Annotated in this window: 22 protein-coding genes and 1 pseudogene; 1 reads left to right on the top strand and 22 read right to left on the bottom strand. The window is 64.8% G+C overall.

Translation table 11 applies throughout. From position 1 onward, the window contains the following. Positions 1–10: 10 nt before the first annotated feature. The 12 genes from ABIB80_RS12475 to ABIB80_RS12420 all read right to left on the bottom strand — a co-directional run bounded on the left by ABIB80_RS12475 (position 11) and on the right by ABIB80_RS12420 (position 11705). The gene (locus ABIB80_RS12475; protein WP_219680971.1) at positions 11–1018 is read right to left on the bottom strand and encodes an ABC transporter ATP-binding protein; all 1008 of its coding nucleotides are present in this window, start codon (positions 1016–1018) and stop codon (positions 11–13) included. A gap of 16 nt (positions 1019–1034) precedes the next feature. After that, positions 1035–1865 (bottom strand): carbohydrate ABC transporter permease, encoded by an 831-nt coding sequence (locus tag ABIB80_RS12470; RefSeq protein WP_354127514.1) that lies wholly within the window; start codon positions 1863–1865, stop codon positions 1035–1037. Positions 1866–1868: 3 nt separating this feature from the next. Beyond that, positions 1869–2741 (bottom strand): carbohydrate ABC transporter permease, encoded by an 873-nt coding sequence (locus ABIB80_RS12465; protein WP_219680968.1) that lies wholly within the window; start codon positions 2739–2741, stop codon positions 1869–1871. 90 nt (positions 2742–2831) lie between these two features. Next, positions 2832–4145, bottom strand: coding sequence for an ABC transporter substrate-binding protein (locus ABIB80_RS12460; RefSeq protein WP_219680967.1), 1314 nt, complete (start codon positions 4143–4145; stop codon positions 2832–2834). Between the two features lie 288 nt (positions 4146–4433). Beyond that, positions 4434–5384, bottom strand: a complete 951-nt coding sequence (locus ABIB80_RS12455) for a sugar-binding transcriptional regulator (protein ID WP_007593213.1) — start codon at positions 5382–5384, stop codon at positions 4434–4436. 8 nt (positions 5385–5392) lie between these two features. Then, positions 5393–6058 (bottom strand): HAD family hydrolase, encoded by a 666-nt coding sequence (locus tag ABIB80_RS12450; protein WP_354127513.1) that lies wholly within the window; start codon positions 6056–6058, stop codon positions 5393–5395. Positions 6059–6132: 74 nt separating this feature from the next. Next, on the bottom strand, positions 6133–8049 hold the full coding sequence (locus ABIB80_RS12445) for a nitric oxide reductase activation protein NorD (protein ID WP_354127512.1): 1917 nt from the start codon (positions 8047–8049) through the stop codon (positions 6133–6135). Positions 8050–8059: 10 nt separating this feature from the next. Next, positions 8060–8872 carry a CbbQ/NirQ/NorQ/GpvN family protein gene (locus ABIB80_RS12440; protein ID WP_354127511.1) on the bottom strand — a complete coding sequence of 271 codons (813 nt, stop codon included), beginning with the start codon at positions 8870–8872 and terminating at the stop codon, positions 8060–8062. Positions 8873–8931: 59 nt separating this feature from the next. Next, positions 8932–10278, bottom strand: coding sequence for a cbb3-type cytochrome c oxidase subunit I (locus ABIB80_RS12435; protein WP_354127510.1), 1347 nt, complete (start codon positions 10276–10278; stop codon positions 8932–8934). Positions 10279–10317: 39 nt separating this feature from the next. After that, on the bottom strand, positions 10318–10770 hold the full coding sequence (locus ABIB80_RS12430) for a c-type cytochrome (protein WP_007593225.1): 453 nt from the start codon (positions 10768–10770) through the stop codon (positions 10318–10320). Positions 10771–10866: 96 nt separating this feature from the next. Beyond that, positions 10867–11127: a cytochrome C oxidase subunit IV family protein gene (locus ABIB80_RS12425; RefSeq protein WP_354127509.1), complete on the bottom strand. Its 261-nt coding sequence runs from the start codon at positions 11125–11127 to the stop codon at positions 10867–10869. Positions 11128–11129: 2 nt separating this feature from the next. Next, positions 11130–11705: a cytochrome c oxidase subunit 3 family protein gene (locus tag ABIB80_RS12420; RefSeq protein WP_354127508.1), complete on the bottom strand. Its 576-nt coding sequence runs from the start codon at positions 11703–11705 to the stop codon at positions 11130–11132. Between the two features lie 171 nt (positions 11706–11876). On the opposite strand from ABIB80_RS12420, the gene ABIB80_RS12415 reads away from it, so the two are divergent. Then, positions 11877–12032: a hypothetical protein gene (locus tag ABIB80_RS12415; protein WP_354127507.1), complete on the top strand. Its 156-nt coding sequence runs from the start codon at positions 11877–11879 to the stop codon at positions 12030–12032. An 84-nt stretch (positions 12033–12116) separates the two neighbouring features. Here the strand turns inward: ABIB80_RS12415 and mmsB are convergent, their stop codons facing one another. From mmsB to ABIB80_RS12365, 10 genes and pseudogenes are all read right to left on the bottom strand, one after another. Further along, positions 12117–13307 (bottom strand): multiple monosaccharide ABC transporter permease, encoded by a 1191-nt coding sequence (gene mmsB / locus ABIB80_RS12410; RefSeq protein WP_007608442.1) that lies wholly within the window; start codon positions 13305–13307, stop codon positions 12117–12119. Further along, positions 13304–14881, bottom strand: coding sequence for a multiple monosaccharide ABC transporter ATP-binding protein (mmsA, locus tag ABIB80_RS12405; protein WP_219680956.1), 1578 nt, complete (start codon positions 14879–14881; stop codon positions 13304–13306). Before mmsA ends, mmsB begins: the two co-directional genes overlap by 4 nt. Positions 14882–15069: 188 nt before the next feature. Next, on the bottom strand, positions 15070–16143 hold the full coding sequence (gene chvE, locus ABIB80_RS12400) for a multiple monosaccharide ABC transporter substrate-binding protein (RefSeq protein WP_007593237.1): 1074 nt from the start codon (positions 16141–16143) through the stop codon (positions 15070–15072). A 73-nt stretch (positions 16144–16216) separates the two neighbouring features. Beyond that, positions 16217–17095: an SMP-30/gluconolactonase/LRE family protein gene (locus ABIB80_RS12395; RefSeq protein WP_354127620.1), complete on the bottom strand. Its 879-nt coding sequence runs from the start codon at positions 17093–17095 to the stop codon at positions 16217–16219. Beyond that, entirely contained in the window at positions 17095–18171 is a 1077-nt protein-coding gene (locus tag ABIB80_RS12390) for an aldose epimerase family protein (protein WP_354127506.1), read from the bottom strand. The genes ABIB80_RS12395 and ABIB80_RS12390 overlap by 1 nt, the downstream gene beginning before the upstream one ends. Before the next feature lie 2 nt (positions 18172–18173). Continuing rightward, positions 18174–19100, bottom strand: a complete 927-nt coding sequence (locus ABIB80_RS12385) for a Gfo/Idh/MocA family protein (RefSeq protein ID WP_007593244.1) — start codon at positions 19098–19100, stop codon at positions 18174–18176. Next, entirely contained in the window at positions 19097–19876 is a 780-nt protein-coding gene (locus ABIB80_RS12380) for a FadR/GntR family transcriptional regulator (RefSeq protein ID WP_219680947.1), read from the bottom strand. Before ABIB80_RS12380 ends, ABIB80_RS12385 begins: the two co-directional genes overlap by 4 nt. Continuing rightward, a complete protein-coding gene (gene yjfF / locus ABIB80_RS12375) occupies positions 19873–20853 on the bottom strand; it encodes a galactofuranose ABC transporter, permease protein YjfF (protein WP_354127505.1) in 981 nt (326 codons plus the stop codon). Before yjfF ends, ABIB80_RS12380 begins: the two co-directional genes overlap by 4 nt. Beyond that, positions 20850–21841 (bottom strand): annotated as a pseudogene (locus ABIB80_RS12370) (ABC transporter permease). Before ABIB80_RS12370 ends, yjfF begins: the two are co-directional and overlap by 4 nt. Further along, positions 21838–23382 carry a sugar ABC transporter ATP-binding protein gene (locus tag ABIB80_RS12365; RefSeq protein ID WP_354127619.1) on the bottom strand — a complete coding sequence of 515 codons (1545 nt, stop codon included), beginning with the start codon at positions 23380–23382 and terminating at the stop codon, positions 21838–21840. Before ABIB80_RS12365 ends, ABIB80_RS12370 begins: the two are co-directional and overlap by 4 nt. Positions 23383–23502: the final 120 nt, after the last annotated feature.

Below are 23502 nucleotides of genomic sequence, written 5' to 3'. Positions count from 1 at the left end.
CCGTTTCTTGTCAGCTTCGGATGGCGTTACCGCTCGCGTCGAAGCGATGGATGCGCGCGGGCTCCGGCACCAGCGATACATGGTCGCCGGCGTGCAGGCTCAATTCACCGATGTAGCGCGCCGTCAGCATGCCGAGCTGACCGGCATCGACATAAAGGAAGGTGTCGCTGCCGAGATGCTCGGCCACCGCGATCGTTCCCTGCCAGCCGCCGGCACCGTCGCGCTCGATCTTGAGATGCTCCGGCCGTACGCCGATCGTTGCCGCGCCCTTCTGCAAGGCGTGCTCGCCGGTGACGAAGTTCATCTTGGGCGAACCGATGAAGCCGGCGACGAAGAGGTTGGCCGGCTTCTCGTAGAGATCCAGCGGCGAGCCGTATTGCTCGATCTTGCCGCCGTTGAGCACGACGATCTTGTCGGCCATGGTCATGGCCTCGACCTGGTCGTGGGTGACATAGATCGCGGTGGTGCCGAGCTGCTTCTGGAGCCGCGTCACCTCGATCCGCATCTGCACGCGCAGCGCCGCGTCGAGATTGGAGAGCGGCTCGTCGAACAAAAACGCCTTGGGCTCGCGGACGATGGCACGCCCGATCGCGACGCGCTGGCGCTGGCCGCCGGAGAGCTCGCGCGGCTTGCGGTCGAGATAAGGTGTGAGGTTCAGCGTTGCGGCGGCGGCCTCGACCTTGCGGTTGATCTCGTCCTTGGCCAGCCCCGCCATCTTCAGGCCGAAGCCGATATTGCCGCGCACGCTCATATGCGGATAGAGCGCATAGGACTGGAACACCATCGAGAGCCCGCGCTTGGCCGGCGGCGTGTCGACCACGTTCTTGCCGTCGATCAGGATCTTGCCGCCGGAGACGTCCTCGAGCCCCGCGATCAGCCGCAAGAGCGTGGTCTTGCCGCAGCCTGAGGGACCTACGAACACCACGAAGGAGCCGTCGGCAATCTCGAGGTCCGCGCCCTTGATGATGTGCACGGGGCCAAAGGATTTCTGCACATCCTGAAGTGTGATCTGACCCATGATCCGGCAGCCCTTCCTACTTTACCGCGCCAAAGGTGAGCCCGCGCACGAGCTGCTTCTGGCTGAACCAACCGAGGACGAGAATAGGCGCGATCGCCAACGTGGAAGCCGCCGACAGCTTTGCCCAGAACAGCCCTTCCGGACTCGAATAGGACGCGATGAACGTGGTGAGCGGCGCAGCGTTCGAGGTCGACAGATTGAGCGTCCAGAACGCCTCGTTCCAGGCCAGGATCAGGTTCAGCAGCATGGTCGATGCGAGCCCCGGGATCGCCATCGGCGTCAGTACGTAAATCAGTTCCCGACCGATGGTAGCGCCGTCCATGCGCGCGGCTTCGAGGATGTCGCGCGGGATCTCCTTGAAATAGGTGAACAGCATCCAGATCACGATCGGCAAGTTTCCGAGGCACAGGATGAAGACGAGGCCGATGCGGGAATCGAGCAGGCCGAAGGACTTGTAGATCAGATAGATCGGCACCAGCACGCCGACCGGCGGCATCATCTTGGTCGAGAGCATCCAGAGCAGGATGTCCTTGGTGCGCTTCGTCGGCGAGAACGCCATCGACCAGGCGGCGGGGATCGCGATCAAAAGCGCAATGAGCGTCGAGCCGCCGGCGATGATGATCGAGTTCATCGCGTGGAGGAAATAGTCGCTGCGCTCCTGCACGGTCGCGTAGTTCTCCGCGGTCCAGTGGAAGAACAGGAAGGACGGGGGGATCGCAAAAGCCTCGAGCTCGGTCTTGAAGCTCGCCAGCACCATCCACAGGATCGGGAAGAAGATCAGGAAGCCGAAGAACCATGCCCCGATGGTCGAGACCACCACCCGCTGCCTCGTCGCCATCCGCGCCATGTCTCATGCCTCCAGGTTGCGACCGACGATACGGACGAGGAAAAAAGCAACGATGTTGGCGATCACGACAGCGACGAGGCCGCCCGCCGAAGCGGTGCCGACATCGTACTGGATCAGTGCCTGCGAATAGATCAGGAAGGCGATGTTGGTGGTCGACAGTCCCGGGCCGCCACCCGTGGTGACGTAGATCTCGGCAAAGACGGTGAGCAGGAAGATCGTCTCGATCAGGATCACCACCGTGATGGGGCGCGCGAGGTGCGGCAGCGTGATGTAGATGAAGGTCGAGACCGCGCTGGCGCCGTCCATTTCGGCGGCTTCCTTCTGTTCCTCGTCGAGGGACTGCATCGCGGTGAGCAAAATCAGCGTCGCGAACGGCAGCCATTGCCATGACACGATCAGGATCACGGCGAGCAGCGGCGCGTCGGTGAACCAGTCGATCGGCGTCAAGCCGAACAGCGAGGCGATCCAGGCAAACAGCCCGGACACCGGATGCATCAGCAGGTTCTTCCAGACCAGCGCGCTCACCGTCGGCATCACGAAGAACGGCGCGATCACCATCAGCCGCACGATGTTGAGGCCGATCACGGGCTGGTCGAGCAACAGCGCCAGCGGAATTCCGAGCAGGACGGTCAGCGCCAGCACCGAGCCGACCAGCACCAGCGTGTTCTGGAGCGAGGCGAGGAAGGCGGGATCGGTGAGGAAGTAGCGGAAATTTTCCAGCCCGACGAACGATTCTGAGCCGGGATCGAGCAGACTGTAGTGCAGCGTCGAGAAATAGATCGTCAACGCGAGCGGGACGATCATCCAGATGAACAGCAGCCCGACCGCCGGCGTCAGGAGCGTCCGTGCGAGAAGCTGCGTCTGCCGGGTTGCCATTGTTGGCCTCTCCGCTTGCGGGAAGAAGGCGGCCATCCATCCTTAGCGGTGGATGGCCGCAAGTCTGAGCTCAGGAGGGAGAGATCGAGCTCACTTGATGTAACCCGCGCGCTTCATCTCGCGCTCGGTTGAAGATTGCGCCGCGGTGAGCGCGGCATCGACCGTCATCGATCCCGCAAGCGCGGCCGAGAATTGCTGGCCCACTTGCGTGCCGATGCCCTGGAATTCGGGGATCGCCGCATATTGCACGCCGACGTAAGGCACCGGCTTCACCGTTGGCTTGTTCGGATCGGCGGCGTCGATCGAGGCGAGCGTCAGCTTCGCGAACGGGGCGACCTTCAGATATTCAGGGTTTTGGTAGAGCGAGGTTCGGGTGCCCGGCGGCACGTTGGCCCAACCCTCCTTCGCAGCCACGACCTTGGTGTAGTCCTTGCTGGTGGCCCAGGCGATGAACTTCTCGGCGGCTTCCGCTTTCTTCGAGCCGGCGGGGATTGCGAGACTCCAGGCCCACAGCCAGTTGGCGTTCTTGCCGAGCCCGGTGTTGGGCGCCAGCGCGAAGCCGACCTTGTCGGCGACCTTGGAGTCCTTCGGATTGGTGACGAACGACGCCGCGACCGTGGCATCGATCCACATTGCGCACTTGCCGGCATTGAACAGCGCGAGGTTCTCGTTGAAGCCGTTCGAGCTCGCACCGGGAGGGCCGGCCTGCTTCATCAGGTCGACATAGGTCGTGAGCGTCGCCTTCCATTCCGGCGTATTGAACTGCGGCTGCCACTTCTCGTCGAACCAGCGCGCGCCGTAGGAATTGGCCATGGCGGAGAGGAACGCCATGTTCTCGCCCCAGCCGGCCTTGCCGCGCAGGCAGATGCCGTAGACGCCGGCGCTCTTGTCGGTGAGCTTCTTGGCAGCGTCGATGACGAAATCCCAGGTCGGATTTTCAGGCATCTTGAGGCCGGCCTTGTCGAACAGGTCGGTGCGGTACATCACCATCGAGCTCTCGCCGTAGAACGGCGCGGCGTAGAGCTTGCCGTCGACGGAGACCGCATCCTTGATCTTGGGCAGGAGGTCGGCGACGTCGTAGTCGGCGCCAAGATTGGCGAGCGGCACCAGCCAGCCCTTCTTGGCCCAGATCGGCACCTCGTAGGTGCCGATGGTGAGAACGTCGAACTGGCCGCCCTTGGTGGCGATGTCGGTGGTGACGCGCTGCCGCAGCACGTTCTCTTCCAGCGTCACCCATTTGACCGATATATCGGGGTTCTTCTTGGTGAATTCACCCGTCAGCCCCTGCATGCGGATCATGTCGCCGTTATTCACGGTGGCGATCGTCAGGGTGGTTTCGGCCATCGCGGGGACGGCCAACAACAGGCAAGACGCGCCACAGACGGCGCCGAGGACGTGTTTCACGGTGACCTCCCTAAGCTCGCGCTTTTGAGCATATGCCCACGCGTTGGGCGTATGTTCGACTGAGGGCGCGCCGTTGTCAAGCAGGCACAAAGATGTTCGCGCAACTTATGAGTGCTGCGATGCGGGAGTGATGAGAGTTGCCGCCTCGCACTCAGCTGTCATGCCCCGCGAAAGCGGGGCATCCAGTACTCCGTGCCGCCTGTTGATTTGCCCTAAGCGAGGCCGCGGCGTACTGGATCATCCGCCTTCGCGGATGATGACAGCAGTGCGAGAGGCGCTATCGCCGCCCTACCGCTCCAGAATCGCCCTTGCGGTCGCCTCGTCCGTGATCAGGCCATTGATCAGCCGCCCATTCAGCGCCGCCGCGATCGCCGGCACCTTGGCGGCGCCGACGGCGGCGCCGATCGTGGTGGTCTTCGCCGGGACCTCCGGCGGGATGCTGGTCAGGCGCTTGTTGGTTCCGGCCTTCAGCAGCCGACCCTTGGAATCATAGGCCCAGCCGGTGATCTCGCCGATCGCCCCCTGCCGCATCATCTCGAACAATTCGTCGCGGGTCACGAAGCCGTCGACATGGACCTGCGCCTTCTGGTCCATCTGGCCGATGCCGACGAGGCGCAAATCCGCCTTGGCCGCGACCGCCTTGACCTTCGCGATCGGCTCGATCCGGACCATCTTGTTGCGCTCATCCTCGGACGACATCAGGAACGGTAGCGGCATCGGATAGTGCCGCGCACCGGTGCGGTCGGCGAGCCGGCCGACGGTGTCGTAGAAGCTCGCCGAACCGTCGGCGGAGATATTGCCGACCAGCGAGACGATCTGGTGGTTGGGCCGGTCGATCGGCGTGACGCGCTCGACCGCGGCGCGCACGGCGCGTCCCGTCCCGAGCGCGACGATGACGGGGGTCTCCGAACGCAGGGTGGAATCGAGCAGGTTGGCGCAGCGTTCGGCAATGCCCGCTGTGGCCTGCGGCGCGGCGGAATCCGCCGGCACCACCTCGCAATGGGTAAGCTCGAAACGCTCCTTCAGACGCGCCGCCAATTCCATGCATGCGGCGATGGGATGTTCGAGCCGGAAGGTGATGAGCCGTTCCGCGAGACACAGCGACACCAGCCGCTGCGCCGAGGCGCGCGACACCTGGAGCATCTTCGCGATCTCGTCCTGGGTGTGACCGGCAATGAAATAGAGCCAGCCGGCACGCGCGGCGTCATCGAGCCTGGACTTTTCATTCTCGGCGGCCATGGCAGGCGTCAGGCGTCCTTCCAGAAATCGATCATGCGCGCGAAGACCCGGTCGGCCCCCGCACCCGACAGTATAGCCTGCCCGTCGCGTCCGCGATAATGGCCGCCGCCGGCAAATCCCCAGACTGTCATGCCGGCCGCCTTGCCCGCCTGCACGCCGCTCGCACTGTCCTCGATCACCAGCGTGCGCGCAGGTTGCGCGCCCATCTGCTCGGCCGCGTAGAGAAAGAGATCGGGCGCCGGCTTGCCGTGCCTGACCATCTGCGCCGTGTAGATCCGGTCGCCGAAATGCGCCCGCAGGCCGGTGACGTCAAGGGAGAGCGCGACACGGTCGATGTTGCTGGACGACGCCACGCAGAATGGCGCCCGCAATTCCGATATCACGGCGGCCACACCCGCGATCGGCTGGAGTGATCCGGCGAACGTGCTCAACACATGCGACTTCAAGCGCGGCAGAAAGCCGTCCGGCACGACCTGCCCGAGATCCCGATAATGCTGCTCGACCGCCTTGGTGCTGCGTCCGAGAAAGAGCTCGAACGCCTGCTCCGGACTCAGCGCGATGCCACATTCGGCCAGCACGTCGGACAGGCACCGACAGCTCAACAGCTCACTGTCGACCAGCACGCCGTCGCAGTCGAAGATGATCAGATCGGGTTTCGGCCGGCCCTGGTCCATCCCAGCATTCGATCATATACCCAATTGATGGGCAATAGCTCACCCAAGGCCGGAACGCCGCACCCTTTTCTGGATCAGTGCGCCACCTGCCGGTAGATCGCCGGCAGCGCCGCGGGCAGTCGGCGGATATTACCGACGATGGCGTAGCCGCCGCGCCCGAACAGCATCGGGAAATAGGACTGCGCGGTTGCGTCCACCGTGACGCCGAAGGCGGCGATGCCGAGCCGGCGCGCCTCCTGCACCGATTTGCGGGTGTCCTCGACCGCGAAGCGGCCTTCGTAATGATCGACATCATTCGGCTTGCCGTCGGTGAGGACGAGCAGCAGCTTCTTGCGCTGCGGCTGACGGGCGAGCTCGGCCGAGGCGTGGCGCACCGCCGCGCCAATCCGCGTGTAATAGCCGGGCTTCAGCGCGCCGATACGACGCTCCACTGCCGCGCTCATCGGCTCGCCGAAGGCTTTGACCGTTTCGAGCCGCACCCAGGACCGCCGGCGCGACGTGAAGGTCAGGATGCTGTGGTGGTCACCGCAGGCCGACAGGCCGTGCGCGAGCACGAGCAGCGCCTCCTTCTCGACATCGAGCACGTGATGGCCGTCGGCCCAGGCGTCCGTCGAGAGCGAGACGTCGACAAGCAGTGTGACGGCGAGATCGTGCCCCTGCGGGCGCATCGCGACATGGATGCGATCGAGACCGCCGCCGCTGCCGGCGCGAAGATCGCACCGCGCGCGCACGAGCGCGTCGAGGTCGAGGTCGTGTCCATCGGACTGGGCGCGCATCAATTCGCGGCGCGGCCGCAAGATCTCGAAGCGCTGCCGTACCTGACGGATATGCCGGCGCATGGTCTCGTCGGGCGACCAGGTCTCTCCGGTCTCGGACGCGGCGTCCGCCAGCACGTGGCAGTGATCGGGCAGGTAGGAGCTGCTGCGGTAGTCCCATTCGGGATAGGTGAGATCTGCGTTCAATGGCGAGGCATCGAGAGCTTCCGGCGGCAGGTCGAGATCGAATTTGAGCCGGCTCGCCGGCTTGCCGCTGCGGCGGCTCAGCGTCATCTCCTCGAGATCGTCGGCGGCCTTCTGCGCGTCCTCGTCCTCGCTGTCATCGGCCGGACGGTCGACATTGACCATCTCGGCCATCGCGAGGATCTTTTCGAAGCGGTTGAGCACGAAGGGATCGCGGCGTTTGGCGTTGTCCTCGCGCTCGCGCACGGCAAAGCGCTTGCGATTGTCCTGGGTCGCGGCCCCCGCGCCCGGCGCGCACGCGTCGTCGCCAGCATGCGCGGGCGAGAACTCGCGCGTCCAGCAATCGCCCCAGAGCGGACACGGCAGGACCGAGCGATAGCCGGGCGGGACCTTGTCCGGCAGCGGACCTGTCCCCATCATCGCCGGCCACAGCTGGCCTGCGGGCGCCTTTCCGGTCCCGAGCAAGGCCAGCACGATCCGCTCGATCTCCTGCTCAAGACGCGGCAACGGACGTTGCGGCCGGGCTTCGGCCATTGCTGCGGCGAGCCGCGCGTAATCGGCGGCGAGCCCGGGAAACTGCGTGAGCACGAAGACCGCCGTCTCGCTCGCCCGGCGCAAGACCAGAAGGTCCCGCCGCAGCGGATCATGCTCCGTGATCGTCTCGATCGGCGCGACCGCGAACCACGCCGCAAGCCAGCGATAGAGGCATGCGTTGAGGTCGCGGTCGGCAAATATCGCAATGCGACCGGGGAGGAAGATGGTCGCGGCGTCGCGGCCCGGCTGTTCGAGACGTTCGTCTCCAAGGCCGATGCGCTGCCGCCAGCCGAGCCGATGGCCCGCGCTACGTGCACCCGCGCTCGCGATCTGAACGCCTGGCTCGCCGCCAAGCGCACGGAACATCACCGCGAGCCGGCCTCTCACCTCCGCAAGCGCGACCGCGTGATCATCGTGAACCGGATAGCTCGCGGTGCCGCCGACCATCCGGTGCCAGGCGCGGCCGACCGTCTCCTCCAGTTCGAGGAAGTCGAGCATGGGACCTGCCTCACGCAATCACGGCGCGCGCGACATCCAGCAGCGCCGCCTTGACGTCGGAATCGTCGGTCAGCGGCTCGATCATGCCGGCGATCACGGCATCGGCGATCGAGACTCCCGCCGCAATCAAAGTCGCGCAATACACCACGAGTCGGGTCGAGACGCCCTCCTCCAGATCATGCCCCTTCAGCGCCCGCAGACGTCCGGCAAGCGCGACCAGCGGCCGTACGCGATCCGGCGGCAGCCCGCTCTCGGCCGACACCACCGCAATCTCCTGCTCGGTCGGCAGGAAGCCGAACTCAATGGCGACGAAGCGCTGCCGCGTCGACGGCTTCAACGCCTTGAGCAGGGTCTGGTAACCGGGATTGTAGGAGACGACGAGCATGAAGCTCGCGGGAGCAACGAGCTCCTCGCCGGTTCGCTCCAGCGGCAGGATACGGCGGTCGTCGGTGAGCGGATGCAGCACGACGGTGACGTCCTTGCGGGCTTCCACTACCTCGTCGAGATAGCAGATGCCGCCCTCGCGGACCGCGCGCGTCAACGGACCGTCGGTCCACACAGTGTCGCCGCCTCTCAGCAGATAGCGGCCGGTGAGATCGGCGGCGGTGAGATCGTCGTGGCAGGCGGCGGTGTGGAGCGGCAAGCCCAGCCGCGCGGCCATATGCGCGACGAAACGCGTCTTACCGCAACCGGTCGGCCCCTTCAGCAGGACCGGAAGCCGGTGCCGCCAGGCATGCTCGAACAGCGCGCATTCGTTGCCGCTTGCGACATAGGCCGGTAGCGCGGGTGCAGGAGCGGCCAAGGCGTGAAGGGCTACTTTCATGATCTTTCTCCGTAGATTTCTGAAGCGGCGGCCGCGACGAAACGCGGCCGCCGTCACGCTTACTCGGCCGGCTGCAGCACGGCGGGAATGGTCGCCAGCTTCTCGCGGCCGGGCACCAGCACCGCCCAGACGAACATCAGCGCGGAGATCGCGACGAACCCACCGGAGCCGAGCCGCACCCAGTAGAAGAATGCGAGCTGGTCCTGCACGTCCATGTAGCCCTGGCCGAGCACGCGCTGGAGATGGACCTGGACCACGCCGGCAAAGGTCAGCGCGAACGTCATGGTCATCATGGCCGTGCACATGATCCAGAAGCTCGTCATGCTGAGCCACTGGTTATAGGGCGCGCGTCCCTTGATCTGCGGGATGGCGTAAGCCATCACGGCAAGGTTGAGCATCACATAGGCGCCAAAGAAGGCGAGATGGCCGTGCGCAGCGGTGACCTGGGTGCCATGGGTGTAGTAGTTCACCGAGGACAGCGTGTGCAGGAAACCCCAGACGCCGGCTCCCAGGAACGCCATCACCGAACAGCCGACCGACCACAGCAGCGCGGCGCGGTTCGGATGCTTGCGGCCGGCCTTCCAGGTCATCTGCACCGTGAAGATCACCATCGTGAAGAACGGCGCAACCTCGAGCGTCGAGAACAGCGAGCCGATCCACTGCCAGTAGCCGGGCGCGCCGATCCAGTAGAAATGGTGGCCGGTGCCGACAATCCCCGAGAACAGCGCGAGGCCGATGATGACGTAGAGCCACTTCTCGACCACCTCGCGATCGATGCCATTGAGCTTGATCATGAGATAGGCGAGCACGGAGGCCATGATCAGCTCCCAGACGCCCTCGACCCAGAGATGGACGACGTACCACCAGTACATCTTGTCGACCGCGAGGTTCGCCGGATTGTAGAAGGCGAACAGGAAGAAGATCGCAACGCCCCACAGGCCGAACAGCAGGATGTTGGTGACCGTGGTCTTGCGTCCCTTGAGCGCGGTCATGGTCACATTGAACAGGAACATCAGGCAGACGACGACGATACCGACCTTGATGATGAAGGGCTGCTCAAGGAACTCGCGGCCCTCGTGGTAGTGGAAGAGATAGCCCACGACCGCGACGCCTGCTGCGCCAAAAAACATCCAGAACTGGATCTTTGCGAGTAGCGGGCTGTACAGCTCGGTCTCGGTTTCCTCAGGCAGCAGGAAGTAGGTCGCGCCCATGAAGCCGATCAACGACCACACGATCAGCGCGTTGGTGTGGATCATCCTGACGATGTTGAACGGCAGCAGAACCGACAGCGTGTTGGGCAGGACGTAGATCGTCCCGGCGAGGAGGCCGAACAGGACCTGAGCCAGGAACAGGGTCAGCGCGCCGTAGAAATACAGCATCGCGACTTTCTGGGTCTGATATTTCATCTCGGATTCTCTCTGTCTTGAAAGAGGAAAGCGGCGGGCTCAACCGGCCTTGTTCGGCGGCCAATCCTGGCGCTTGATCGTGCTCACCCATTGCAGGAAATCGGCGAGATCGTTGAGCTCCTGGTCGGTGAGGTTGAATTGCGGCATCTGCCGCCTGCCCTCCGCGCCTGAAGGCTGCGACTGCATCCAGGCCTTCAACGTCTCTCGCGCGCCGGCCGGATCCTCCTTGCCGCCCCATCGATCCCAGACGTTGCCGACTTCGGGCGCGAAATAGGCGCCTTCGCCGAGCAACGTGTGGCAATTGATGCAGGAGTTCTTCTCCCAGACATGCTTGCCGCGGGCGACCGACGACGTCAGCGTCACTGCGTCCGTCGAGGTCGTGACCATGTAGTAGTGGCTGTGCGCCGTCAGCCCGATGAAGATGGCGAAGAAAAAGGCCGAGCCGCCGTAGAAGACGTTTCGAGCGGCCGACTTGGTCAGGCGTTCAGCCATTGCCAATCCTTTCAATTGAGTCCCGCCGAGAAAATCGGTGATGCGATTTATTGCTGATCGGCACGGCCTGTTCTTTGTCAGGGCGCAAGGAACGAGTCAGATCAGGGCGGCGACAGTGGATGTGAGCCAGGCAAACAGCACCACGATGAGAATCCATGCACTGACGAGGCCGCGCCAGAGCGCAGGCGCCGCGCGAAGATCGAAGAAATCGAGTGCAATCCGGCGGCCCTTGACGGCGGCCAAGGCCAGCAGCAGGGCGTTGCCGAGCAGCGGCCGCGGCACCAGCGGTGGCACCAAGATGGTCGCGAGCGCGAGGCCAATCAGCGCGATCCAAGTGATGTCCAGGCGATCCGGCATCGTCACCGCACCAGATAAAGAATCGGGAACATCACGATCCAGACCAGATCGACCATGTGCCAGAAGGCCGTTCCCGTCTCGACGCCGAACGCTTCAGCGCGGCGGCAGACCAATGCGAGGATGATGATGCCGAGGCAGACGTGCAGAAGATGGAAGCCGGTCAGGAGGAAGTAGAGTGTGAAGAACGGACTGGTCTCGAGTCCGATGCCGCGTCCGATCTCTTCGGCATATTCGCCGAGCTTGATCGCCACGAACAGGCCGCCAAGCCCCATGGCCGTGAGGAGCCAGTATCGTGTCGCCCGGCTCTCGCTGGCCCGCGCGGCCTTCGTAGCCCGGGCTGCGGCCCAACCGCTCGTCACCAGCACGACAGTGTTCAGTCCAGCGAGACCCGGATCAAGTGCCGCCTGCCCCGCGGCGAACACGGTGGGATGGATCGCGCGGGCGACCGTGAAGGCACCGAGAAACAGACCGAAGGCGGCGAGCTCGCTGAAGATCAGCACCCAGATCATGGGATCGCCGGGAAGATCGTCCAGAATTCCCCAGCCGGCTCCCTGTGGTTCGCAATCGGCTGCCGACATCTGCTCTTCCGGATCAGGACACCGGCCAGACTTAGCTCAGCCGTGCCGATCCGAGTTTGTTGCCGGACAAATTTGGGGGATGCCGATCAATTGTTTGCGCCGTCGCAACCTCCGGCCGGCCGGGTCGCGGTACCAAACGCCCCAGGGTTCCGTGGAGCTGCGAGCGATAACATGAGCGATGCACAAATCGGGCTGATGACCGCGACGCCCATCATCATCGTCTTCGCCATCACGCTCCGGCGAATGGGCGTGCTATCGACCGTGGCCACCGTCTCGGCGGTGAGCCTCTCCGTCGCGATCGCCGCGGTGCTGATCACGACGCAGTAATGACTGCCGTAGCCCGCATGGAGCAGAGCGGAATGCGGGTCAGTAGCCCCGGATTGCGCTTCGCTCCATCCAGGCTACGCAGCCTCATCTCCGCTGATTATATACGTCGATGCACACCGCCCCGAGCAGGACCAGACCCTTGATGACCTGCTGATAGTCGATGCCGATGCCGAGGATGGACATGCCGTTGTTCATCACACCCATGATCATGGCACCGACCACGGCGCCGCCGACGCGGCCGACACCGCCATAGGCCGAGGCGCCGCCGATGAAGCAGGCGGCGATGACGTCGAGCTCGAAGCCGAGACCCGCCTTCGGCGTTGCGGTGTTGAGGCGCGCGGCGAAGACGAGGCCGGCGAGCGCGGCGAGCACGCCCATGTTGACGAAGGTGAGGAAGGTCAACCGTTCCGTCTTGATGCCCGACAGGCTTGCCGCTTTCGCATTGCCGCCGACCGCGTAGACCTGCCGACCGATGACGGTGCGGCGGGTGACGAAGCCGTAGAGCGCGATCAGCGCGGTCATGATGACCAGCACGTTCGGCAGACCGCGATGCGAGGCGATCAGATAGGTGAAATAGAGCACGGCGCAGGCCAGGAGAATGCTCTTGCCGAGGAAGAACGCGTAAGGCTCGACCTCGATGCCGTGCAACTGCTCGCGCGAGCGCCCCTTGGCGCTGGCGTAGACGAGGCCGAGCGCGAGCACCGCACCGACCAGCATCGACGTCGGATGCAGCGTGCCGGCCTCGGGCAGCATCTCCGGAATGAAGCCCGACGACAATTTCTGGAAGGTCGCCGGGAACGGCCCGAGCGACTGGCCCTGCAACACCGCGAGCGCAAGTCCCTTGAACACCAGCATGCCGGCCAGCGTCACGATGAAGGACGGAATCTTGAAATAGGCCACCCAATAGCCCTGCGCGGCGCCGATTGCCGCGCCCAGCAGCAGGCAGGCGATGAAGGCGAGCGTGTAGTCGACCTTGTATGTCACCATCAGCACGGCGGCCACCGCGCCGACGAAGCCCGCGACCGAGCCGACCGAGAGGTCGATATGGCCGGTGACAATGACGAGCAGCATGCCCAGCGCCATGATGACGATGTAGCTGTTCTGCAGTACCAGATTGGTCAGGTTGAGCGGCTGCAGCAGCGTGCCGCCGGTCATGACCTGGAAGAACAGCATGATCGCGATCAGCGACATCAGCATGCCGTAATTGCGCAAATTGTTCTTGATGAAGCTGCCGTGCCGGCCCTCCTCGGGCAGCGAAACCGTCTTGTCGGTCATAGCTGCGATCCTCCCATCTCCGCACCCGCGAGGGCGCTGCTTCCATAATTTCTGTCGTTGCGCATGATGGCGCGCATGATCTTTTCCTGCGTCGCTTCGGCGCCGGGGAACTCGCCGACGAAGGCGCCGTCGTTCATGACACAGATGCGGTCGCAGATGCCGAGTAGCTCGGGCATCTCCGAGGAGATCACCACCACGCCGCGGCCGGCTTCCGCAAGCTCGTTGATGATACAGTAGATCTCGTATTTGGCACCGACGTCGATGCCCCGGGTCGGCTCGTCCAGGATCAAGACCTTGGGGTCGGTCATCAGCCATTTCGACAGCACGACCTTTTGCTGGTTGCCGCCGGAGAGCTGGCCGGTCTCCTGGTAGACGTCGGAGCAGCGGATGCGCATCCGGTTGCGGTAATCGCTGGCGACCTTCAGCTCGGCGATGTCGTCGATCACCCGGTTGGGGGCGACCTGGTCGAGGCTTGCCAGTGTGATGTTCTTGCGGACGTCGTCGGCGAGGATCAGTCCGAGCTGCTTGCGGTCCTCGGTGACATAGGCAAGGCCGGCGTCGATCGCGGCGGCCACGTTGGGCAGCACGATCTCACGGCCCTCGAGCCGGATGCGACCGCTGATCGTGGTGCCCCAGGAGCGGCCGAACAGGCTCATGGCGAACTCGGTGCGCCCCGCCCCCATCAACCCGGCGATGCCGACGACCTCGCCGCGTTTCACGCTGAAATCGACGTTCTTGATCACCTGCCGCTCGGGATGGATGGGATGGTAGACCGACCAGTTCTCGACGGTGAGAACGGGCTCGGCGATTTTTGCGCTCCGCTCCGGAAAGCGATGGGCGAGATCGCGGTTGACCATGCTGCGTATGATGCGGTCTTCCTGGATCGGCTCGGCGCGGCAGTCGATGCCGTCGACGGTGCGGCCGTCACGCAGCACGGTGATGTGGTCGGCGACCTTGGCGACCTCGTTCAGCTTGTGCGAGATCAGGATCGAGCCGATGCCCTGCGCGCGGAACGCCATGAGGCGTTCGAGCAGCGCGGCGCTGTCGGCCTCGTTGAGGCTCGCGGTCGGCTCGTCCAGGATCAGCATCCGCACCCGCTTGGACAGCGCCTTGGCGATCTCGACCAGCTGCTGCTTGCCGACGCCGAGATCGGTGATCAGCGTATCCGGCGATTCCTTGAGGCCGACCTGCGCCAGGAGTTCCCGCGTGCGTCTATAGACCTCGTCGCGATCGATGACGCCGAGCTTGGACGGCGGATGCGACAGGAAGATGTTTTCGGCAATCGACATCAGCGGGATCAGCGCCAGCTCCTGATGGATGATGATGATACCGAGCGCCTCGGAATCGTTGATGTCGCGGAAGCGGCGCTCCTCGCCATCAAAGATGATGGTGCCCTCGTAGCTGCCGGCCGGATAGACGCCGCTGAGCACCTTCATTAGCGTGGACTTGCCGGCACCGTTCTCGCCGACGAGGGCGTGGATCTGCCCGGCTTCAACCGAGAAGTTGACATCGCGCAGCGCCTGCACGCCGGAAAAGCTCTTGCTGACGTTACGCATCTCCAGCATTGCAGTCATTGGATCATTCTCCCGGGGGCTTCCACAATCGTCATGGCCGGGCTTGTCCCGGCCATCCACGTGCAGCCGCTTGCGAAGAGGGACGTGGATGCCCGGGACAAGCCCGGGCATGACGAGTTGATAAACATGCGCTTCGCCCTAACCCTAAAGAACTCCCTCTCCGCAGGTCGGGAGAGGGAGTAGACCTCTTACTGGAACTGCGACTTCTTGTAGTAGCCGCTGTCGACCAGGACCTTCTCCCAATTGTCCTTGTAGACCACGACCGGCTTGAGCAGATAGGACGGCACGGTCTTGGCGCCGTTCTCGTAGGTCTTGGTGTCGTTGACGGTGACCTGCTTGCCGGCCAGCGCAGCGTCGACCATGTCGGCGGTCACCTTGGCGAGGTCGCGGGTGTCCTTGAAGATGGTCGAATACTGGTCGCCGCGCAGCATCGCCTTGATCGAGGGCACCTCGGCATCCTGGCCCGAGATGATGGGCATCGGCTGGCCGGCGCTGCCATAACCAACGCCCTTCAGCGAGGAGATGATGCCGATCGATAGGCCGTCATACGGCGACAACACCGCGTTGACCTTCTTGTTGCCGTAGTAGGCACTGAGCAGATTGTCCATGCGGGCCTGCGCGGTGGCGCCATCCCAACGCAAGGTCGCGACCTTGTCCATGCCCATCTGGCCGGAGACGACGACGAGCTTGCCGCTGTCGATGTACGGCTTCAGCACACTCATCGCGCCGTTGTAGAAGAAGTAGGCGTTGTTGTCGTCGGGCGAGCCGCCGAACAGCTCGATGTTGAACGGACCCTTGCCATCCTTGAGGCCGAGGCCCTGCACGATCGACTCGGCCTGGAGCACGCCGACCTGGAAATTGTCGAACGTCGCGTAATAGTCGACGTTCGGCGTGCCGCGGATCAGGCGGTCATAGGCGATCACGGTGATGCCTTTCGCTTTCGCCTGCTTGAGCACGTCGGACAGCGTAGTGCCGTCGATCGCGGCGATCACCAGCGCTTTCGCGCCCTTGGTCACCATGTTCTCGACCTGCGAGAGCTGGTTCGGAATGTCGTCCTCGGCATATTGCAGGTCGGTGTTGTAGCCGCGCTCCTTCAGCACCTTGACCATGTTGTTGCCATCGTCGATCCAGCGCGCCGACGATTTGGTCGGCATGGCGATGCCGACTGTTGCTTTGTCCTGGGCCGAGGCGGTGACGCCCGCGGCCATCGTCGCAGCGCCGGCCAGCGCCAGCGCGAGGAAGGTCGTCTTCAGTTTCAGCATGTTTCACTCCCTTTGGTGTCAGACTGTTTTTTCGTGTCGCCGAGAACTTTGGTGGTGTGCGGCTTCGAGCCTCCTATGCGAGCTTGACGTCAGGCTCCGCGCGACCGCGCGCGGATGCCTCCAACAGAAAGGTGTAGCCGGCTTGCGGATCGGCGGCACGCGCCGCCGCATCCATGTCCTGCCAGGCCGAGGTGACGAGGAGACGCGACAGATCAGGGCCTACAAAAGCGGGGCAGCTCGCCTGCTTTGCCGGCACGCTCATCGAGCGCAGCCGCTCGCCTTGCGGAGAGTAGACGTCGATACGGCCAGCGCCCCAGCACGCGTTCCAGATGTTTCCGTCGGCGTCGCACACCGAACCATCGAGACCGCCGATGCCGGTGTGGCGCAGCAGCACTTCCGGCTCGCCGCGCGGCAGGCCGGTCGTGGGATTGAGCGGCACCGCGTAGAGCACCGCGCGCGCAGTATCGGCGAAGTAGCCGGTGGTGGCGTCGGGCGAGAAGCAGATCGAGTTGGGAATGCTGACGCGCGGAAACAGCATCGAGATCTCGCCGTGATGGAACGCGTAGATCGCGCCTGCCCCTGCTTCCGCCTTGCGGCCCATGGTGCCGATCCAGAACGTGCCGGAGGGATGCACGCGGGCATCGTTGGAACGGGTCGCGGGATTATCGGCTTCGAGCGGACAGATCAGCGTCATCGCGCCATCGGCGATTTTGCGGACATAGAGCCCGTCTTCCGCGACGATCAACTGCCGTTCGGCGTCGATCCGCCCAAGTGCGCTCGCCATCCGGCCCAGCGCATGAACGCGAATGCTGCCGCTGGCGAGCTGCGCCTCGAACAGTCGCCCCTCGCGGATATCGAACCACCAGGCCGTGTCCGTGGTCACGTCATAGGTCGGCCCCTCGCCGAGATGGCAAGGATCGTCCGAAAGAACCGAGGTGGGCACCTGTTCCATCATGACCTCCTCGCCGCAAAGCGATAGACCGTGTGATGGCGGTAGACCTCGCCCGGCGCTAGGCGCGGGCTCGGGAAATCCGGCCGGTTCGGTGCGTCCGGCCAGATATGCGGCTCCAGGCACATCGCGTCGGACTGCCGGTAGAGCTTGCCGCCCTTGCCCGAGATCGTGCCGTCGAGATAATTACCCGAATAGACCTGCAGACCGGGCTGATTGGTGAGCAGCTCCATGATGCGCCCCGAGCGCGGTCCCTCCAGCCGCGCCGCGAGCGCAAGTTTGCCATCACGCGCGAGACTGTAGGTGTGATCGTAGCCCCTGCCGTTGCGCAATTGCTGGTCGCTCTCGCGGATGCGCTCGCCGACGGGCCGCGGCTCGCGGAAGTCGAACGGCGTGCCGGCAACGCTGCGCGGCGGCTCCGGCAACGGAATGGCGGTGGGATCGATCGCGAGGAAATGCCCGGCGGCGACCGTCAGCTTGTGATCGAGAATGGGCGTGCCTGATGTCGCGCCTTCCAGATTGAAGAAGCTGTGGTTGGTCAGGTTGACGATGGTCGGCCGGTCGGTCCGCGCCTCCATGGTCAGGGATAGCTCGGCCGGGCCGGTGACGCGATAGGTCAGGCGCACATCGAGCCGACCGGGAAAGTTTTCCTCGCCATGCGGGCTCGTGTAGGTCAGCGTGACTGCGGGCTCGGCGCCATCGTCGATCTCCGCAATGTCCCAGAGCTTGCGGTCGAAGCCGTCGAGGCCGCCATGCAGCGCATTCGGACCGTTGTTGACGGGAAGCTGCACCGTCTCGCCGTCCAGCGAAAATTGTCCGTTGGCGATGCGATTGGCGTAGCGGCCGACGGTGGCGCCGAAAAACTTTCGCTCGGCGAGATAGCCGGCGAATGCGTCATGGCCGAGCACGACGTCGTCGTAGCCGCCCTTGGCGTCCGGCGCGCTCAAGGCCTGCAAGACTGCACCATGGGTGATGATGCGCGCCTCGAACCCGCCCTCTCCGCGCAGCACGATGCGGTCCACCTTGCGGCCGTCCGGCAGCGTTCCGAAGACGTCTCTTTCTGTTTTCGATCCAGCCATGATCAATCCACAAACGGTTCGACGATCGTGCGCCTGCCGAGCAGGAAGGCGTCCGCGACGAGACGAAGCGGCGCCAAATCGACGTCGCTCGCGCCTGTAGCGGCGAGCGCGACGAAGCGCCGGTAAAGCTCCCGATATTCCTCATCGGGCGCCTCGGCAACGGTCTTGCCGTCGATCGCCATGATCCTGCCGCCGCGGGATAGCGTCATCCGGCCCTGGTCGGTTTCGACGAGGATATCCCAGCTCTGCGGCCCGGTCTGGCGGAAATCAAACTCGGCGGCCACAGGCAGGCCGTCGATGTCGGTCAGCGTCAGCTTCGCGGCGATCGGCGCCTGGCAATTGGCAGGGAAGGCGAGCTCGGCCGCGGTGACGAACACAGGTTTCGGCAGGATCCTGGTCAGGATCGACAGCGCATTGATGCCGGGATCGAACACCCCGAGCCCGCCCGGCTCCCAGATCCACGCCTGCCCGGGATGCCAGACGCGGACGTCCTCTTTCCAGTTGATGTGCACGGAATGGATGCGGCGCGCGGCGAGCCACTCGCGCGCCGGCTCGACTGCCGGCGCATGGCGCGAATGCCAGGTCGCAAACAGCGTTCGCTTGGCCTCACCGGCCATCGCGATCAGCGGATCGAGCTCGGCAACGCCGGCGCCGGGCGGCTTCTCCAGCATGACATGCTTGCCGGCCCTGAGCGCTGCGACGGCCTGGGCGCGGCGCACTTGAGGCGGCGTGCAGAGCGACACCGCGTCGATCGGCGGGCCTTTTTCCAGCAGCTCCTCGATGGTCGCGAAATGCGGCAGATCCGGCAACGAGGCATTGCGGCTGGCGACGGCCGCCAGCGTCGCGCCGGGAACCGCTGCGATGGCGCCGACGTGCTGGTCCCGCGCGATCTTGCCGAAGCCGACGATGGCGATGCGAAGTTCGGTCACGATCTTTCTCCAGCTTCCGCGGACGGCAGCGCTTCGGCCGGTACAGTCTCGATCACTGTACCCTCGTGGCGGCGCATGCCGTTGTGAATGACGTAGACCATCGCCTCCGACGCAGTCGTGGCATCACCGTCCGCGATGGCATCGACGATCTTCTGATGCCAGAGCAGAACAGTGTCGCGGTCCTCCGGTTCGACCGGTGCGCTGAGCAGGAATGAGGCGCGCAACGCAGCCTCGATGACGTGCCCGATCGAGCGCATGAACAGATTTCCGGAGGCGCGCGCCACACCGACATGGAGCGCGAGGTCGGCATCGGCGAAGCCAACGGAGTCGGAGGCTTCAAGCCGCATCCGCTCCATGCAGCGACGGAGCTCGGAGAGATCCTGCTCCGACCGCTGCGCCGCCGCCAGCGCGGCCGCGCGCGGCTCGACCGCGAGGCGGATTTCGGCGAGGTCATTGAGGAAGCGCTTGTCGATCCCGGCATCCAGGTGCCAGGCCAGCACGTCGGCGTCGAACATGTTCCAGGCGACGCGTTCACGCACGACGGTGCCGACCCGCGCCTTGGTTGTGAGCAGGCCCTTGGCCACCAGCGTCTTCACGCTCTCGCGCAGCACCGGTCGCGACACTCCGAACATCGCGATCATTTCGGCATCGCCAGGCAGGCGCGTTCCCTCCGCGTAGCGGCCGGCGATGATGTCAACGCCGATCGAGCGGGCCACTTCCGCGTGATTGGAGTGCGCCCGGCGCGTCGGAATGACGAGGATGCGCGAGGTGGTCATGAGACTGACCCCGCGCGCTTTGCCATGGGCGGGCGCGCGAGCGCGACCAGCCCCTGTTGCAAGGCGATGAAGGCGAACAGCAGCACCCCGGTCGCGATCTTGATCCACCAGCTCGACAGCGTCCCGTCGAAATTAATGTAGGTCTGGATCATGCCCTGGATCAGCACCCCGAGGAAGGTGCCGATCACCGAGCCCTGCCCGCCCGTGAGCAGCGTGCCGCCGATCACGACGGCCGCGATGCTGTCGAGCTCGACGCCAACCGCGGACAGCGAGTAGCCGGCGCTGGTGTAGAAGGAGAAGACGATGCCGGCGATGCCGGCGAGCAGGCTCGACAGCATGTAGATCTTCACCGTCATCCTGCCGACGGCGACACCCATCAGGCTCGCGGTCGCCCGGCTGCCGCCGAGCGCATAAACATTGGCGCCGAACCGGGTGAGCTGCAGCAGCAATGCGCCGCCGATCACGATCGTAAGCATGATGATCGCGACCGCCGTCAGCCGTCCACCGCCGGGTACTCGCAGTGCGAAGTCCGACACGGTGGAATAGACCGGTGCTGTGATCGGCACCGATTCCGTCGAGAGCAGGAAGCTGGCACCCCGGGCCAAGAACATGCCGGCGAGCGTCACGATGAAAGGCGGCAAATCGAAGACATGGATCACCGCGCCCATCGCCGCTCCGAAGGCGGCCGAGAGCGCGAGGATGGCGACGAAGGCGACCAGGGGCGGCATTCCCCAGCGCTCGATCGCCAGCGCGACGAACACCGTGGTGAAGCCGATCACCGAGCCGACCGAGAGATCGATGCCGCCGGAAATGATGACGAAGGTCATGCCCGTCGCGACGATGCCGAGGAAGGCGTTGTCGGTCAGGAGATTGCCGACAACGCGGGTGGAGGCGATGTTGGGAAACTGCATCGCGCAAAGCGCGAATCCCGCGACGAGCACGATCGCCGTGATGAGGATGGGCGGCAGGCCTTTCATGCCTTGGTCCCCCGCAGCCGCGTCACGATTCCGGCAAAGCCGGACAGCTTCGGCGATTGCAGCAGCAGCACGGCGAGCACCACCATCGCCTTGACCAGCAAATTGAACTCCGGCGGATAGCCCGACAGCAGAATGCCGGTGTTCATGGTCTGGATGATCAGCGCGCCGAGTACGGCCAGCACGAGACTGAAGCGGCCGCCGAACAGCGAGGTGCCGCCGATCACCACCGCGAGGATGGCGTCGAGCTCGAGCCAGAGGCCGGCATTGTTGGCATCCGCGCCCATAATGTCGGCCGCCGCGATGACACCGGCAAGCGCAGCGCAAACGCCGCACCAGACATAGACCGCCAAAATCATCGCGCGCGTGCCGACGCCGGCAAGCTCGCTCGCCCGCGCATTGCCGCCGGTTGCTTCGATCAGTAACCCAAGTGCCGAGCCTCGCACCACCGCGCCGGTGAGCATCAACATGCCAAGCGCAATCGCGACTGGCACCGGCACGCCGAGGATGGAGCCGTTGCCGAGCCAGACCAAATCGGGCGAGGAGAAGGTCACGATGCGGCCTTCGGTAAGAGCTGAGCGATGCCGCGTCCCGCCACCATCAGGATCAGGGTCGCCACGATCGGCTGCATGCCGAGCACCGCGACGAGAAATCCGTTCCACAATCCGCAGATCAGGCCCGCGCCGAGCGCAGCCGCCAGCACCACGGCCAGACTGTGGTTGTCGGCGAGGCTCGCCGCGATCGCGCCCGAGATCGCCATGACCGCGCCGACCGACAGATCGATGCCGCGCGTCGCGATCACCAGGACCATGCCGAGCGAGAGCAGCGCCACCGGCGTGCCGCGATTGAGCACGTCGATCAGGCTGCCGAACAGACGTCCATCCTGGAGGCGCAGATCGAAGAATTGCGGCGACACCACACGATCGACCGCGAGGATGACGATCAATGCGAGGATCTGGGCAAGGCCGCGGCGCGGCAGCAGCGCTGTCATGTGTGAGCCTCAATCGCAACGGCGACGCTATCGGCGGCAATGGCCGCGAGAATGTTGCCGACGTCGATCGCCTCGCCCGCGAGTTCCTCGACATGAGCGCGGTCGCGCAGCACCACCACGCGATCGGAATAGGTCACGATCTCGTCGAGCTCGGAGGAAATCACGAGCAGCGCAAGCCCGTCGTCGCAGAGCTCGCGTATCAGGCGGATGATCTCGGCATGCGCGCCGACGTCGATGCCGCGGGTCGGCTCGTCCAGCACGAGGAGCCGCGGGGAGGTCGCAAGCCACCGTGCCAGCAGGACCTTCTGCTGATTGCCGCCGGACAGCAGGCCGACGGGACGCTCCGGATCGGGCGGGCGAATGTCGAGCATCTTGACGTAACGGCTTGCGATCTCGTCCTGCTCGCGTCGCGACAGCGGCCGATGCAGACCGCGCTTGGCCTGGAGCGCGAGCACGATGTTCTCGCGCACGGTGAGCTCGGCGACGATGCCGTCAGTCTTGCGCTCCTCAGGGCAATAGCCAAAGCCGTGGCGCACGCCGTCGCGCGGCGAGTGAAGCCGGACAGGCGCGCCTTCCACCCTCGCCTGCCCGCGATCGGCGCGCTCGGCGCCGAACACCAGCCGCGCCGTCTCGGTCCGGCCCGAGCCGAGCAGGCCGGCGAGACCGACCACCTCGCCATGGCGCAGCTCGAGATTGAACGGCGCGACATAGCCTGATTTGCCATAGCTCTCGAAGCTCGCGCAGACTTCGCGGGCCTGATGCTCGCGCGTCGCGGCCCGCGCGCTGGTGGTCTCGGCCAGCTCGCGGCCGAGCATCATCCGGATCAGCTCGAGTCGCGACAGCGACGCGGTCTCGCGCTCGCCGACCAGGCGACCATTTCGCAAAACCGTGATGCGATCGGAGATCTCGTAGACCTGGTCGAGGAAATGGCTGACGAAGACGATGCCAATGCCGCGCTTGGCAAGCTGACGCATGATGCGAAAGAGGATCTCGACCTCATGGCGGTCGAGGCTCGCGGTCGGCTCGTCCAGGATCAGCACACGCGCCGAGAGATCGACGGCGCGCGCGATTGCGGTGACATGCTGGATCGCCACCGAATAATTGCCAAGCGGCGCTGATACGTCGATGTCGAGGCCGAAATCCGCGAGCAGCGCCTTGGCGCGGCGGCGCATCTCGCCTTCGCGCACCATGCCGAAACGCATCGGCTGCCGGTCGAGGAACAGGTTCTGCGCCACCGAGAGGTTCGGCAGCAGATTGACCTCCTGGTAGACGGTGGCGATGCCGGCCTGAAGCGCCGCCTTGGCCGAGCGCGGCGCGACCTCTTCGCCGCCGAGCCTGACGATGCCAGCATCGCGCGGCAACACGCCGGTGATCACCTTGATCAACGTGGACTTGCCGGCGCCGTTCTCGCCAAGCAACGCATGAATCTCGCCAGCGCGCAGCGTGAAGTCGACTTGCTGCAACGCGCGTACCGCACCAAAACTCTTGCTGATCCCGCGCGCCTCCAGCAGGGAAGCCGCGGAATCCGGGCTGTTCTCCATCACAAATTCACTCCCAGCGGCGCCCGCCGACGATGCGGACACGGAGCCTGTTCGTTCGCGCAGCGGTTTCGAGCGGGATCGCCGGACTGCCGAAACACGGCCGTCCGGCGACGTCCTCGC

The sequence above is a fragment of the Bradyrhizobium sp. i1.15.2 genome, from assembly GCF_040548425.1.
In the GTDB taxonomy this organism is placed as follows: domain Bacteria; phylum Pseudomonadota; class Alphaproteobacteria; order Rhizobiales; family Xanthobacteraceae; genus Bradyrhizobium; species Bradyrhizobium canariense.
The sequence above is the reverse complement of the archived record's forward strand: the minus strand, read 5'-3'. Positions and strand labels throughout refer to the sequence as shown.

Coding starts and splice junctions, on each gene's coding strand:
- ABIB80_RS12440 (WP_354127511.1), bottom strand. CDS start 8,872: ATGAAAGTAGCCCTTCACGCCTTGGCCGCTCCTGCACCCGCGCTACCG.
- ABIB80_RS12430 (WP_007593225.1), bottom strand. CDS start 10,770: ATGGCTGAACGCCTGACCAAGTCGGCCGCTCGAAACGTCTTCTACGGC.
- ABIB80_RS12465 (WP_219680968.1), bottom strand. CDS start 2,741: ATGGCAACCCGGCAGACGCAGCTTCTCGCACGGACGCTCCTGACGCCG.
- ABIB80_RS12455 (WP_007593213.1), bottom strand. CDS start 5,384: ATGGCCGCCGAGAATGAAAAGTCCAGGCTCGATGACGCCGCGCGTGCC.
- ABIB80_RS12475 (WP_219680971.1), bottom strand. CDS start 1,018: ATGGGTCAGATCACACTTCAGGATGTGCAGAAATCCTTTGGCCCCGTG.
- ABIB80_RS12380 (WP_219680947.1), bottom strand. CDS start 19,876: ATGACCACCTCGCGCATCCTCGTCATTCCGACGCGCCGGGCGCACTCC.
- yjfF (WP_354127505.1), bottom strand. CDS start 20,853: ATGAAAGGCCTGCCGCCCATCCTCATCACGGCGATCGTGCTCGTCGCG.
- ABIB80_RS12470 (WP_354127514.1), bottom strand. CDS start 1,865: ATGGCGCGGATGGCGACGAGGCAGCGGGTGGTGGTCTCGACCATCGGG.
- mmsA (WP_219680956.1), bottom strand. CDS start 14,881: ATGACTGCAATGCTGGAGATGCGTAACGTCAGCAAGAGCTTTTCCGGC.
- ABIB80_RS12390 (WP_354127506.1), bottom strand. CDS start 18,171: ATGGCTGGATCGAAAACAGAAAGAGACGTCTTCGGAACGCTGCCGGAC.
- ABIB80_RS12450 (WP_354127513.1), bottom strand. CDS start 6,058: ATGGACCAGGGCCGGCCGAAACCCGATCTGATCATCTTCGACTGCGAC.
- ABIB80_RS12445 (WP_354127512.1), bottom strand. CDS start 8,049: ATGCTCGACTTCCTCGAACTGGAGGAGACGGTCGGCCGCGCCTGGCAC.
- mmsB (WP_007608442.1), bottom strand. CDS start 13,307: ATGACCGACAAGACGGTTTCGCTGCCCGAGGAGGGCCGGCACGGCAGC.
- ABIB80_RS12415 (WP_354127507.1), top strand. CDS start 11,877: ATGAGCGATGCACAAATCGGGCTGATGACCGCGACGCCCATCATCATC.
- ABIB80_RS12365 (WP_354127619.1), bottom strand. CDS start 23,382: ATGGAGAACAGCCCGGATTCCGCGGCTTCCCTGCTGGAGGCGCGCGGG.
- ABIB80_RS12420 (WP_354127508.1), bottom strand. CDS start 11,705: ATGTCGGCAGCCGATTGCGAACCACAGGGAGCCGGCTGGGGAATTCTG.
- ABIB80_RS12425 (WP_354127509.1), bottom strand. CDS start 11,127: ATGCCGGATCGCCTGGACATCACTTGGATCGCGCTGATTGGCCTCGCG.
- chvE (WP_007593237.1), bottom strand. CDS start 16,143: ATGCTGAAACTGAAGACGACCTTCCTCGCGCTGGCGCTGGCCGGCGCT.
- ABIB80_RS12395 (WP_354127620.1), bottom strand. CDS start 17,095: ATGGAACAGGTGCCCACCTCGGTTCTTTCGGACGATCCTTGCCATCTC.
- ABIB80_RS12435 (WP_354127510.1), bottom strand. CDS start 10,278: ATGAAATATCAGACCCAGAAAGTCGCGATGCTGTATTTCTACGGCGCG.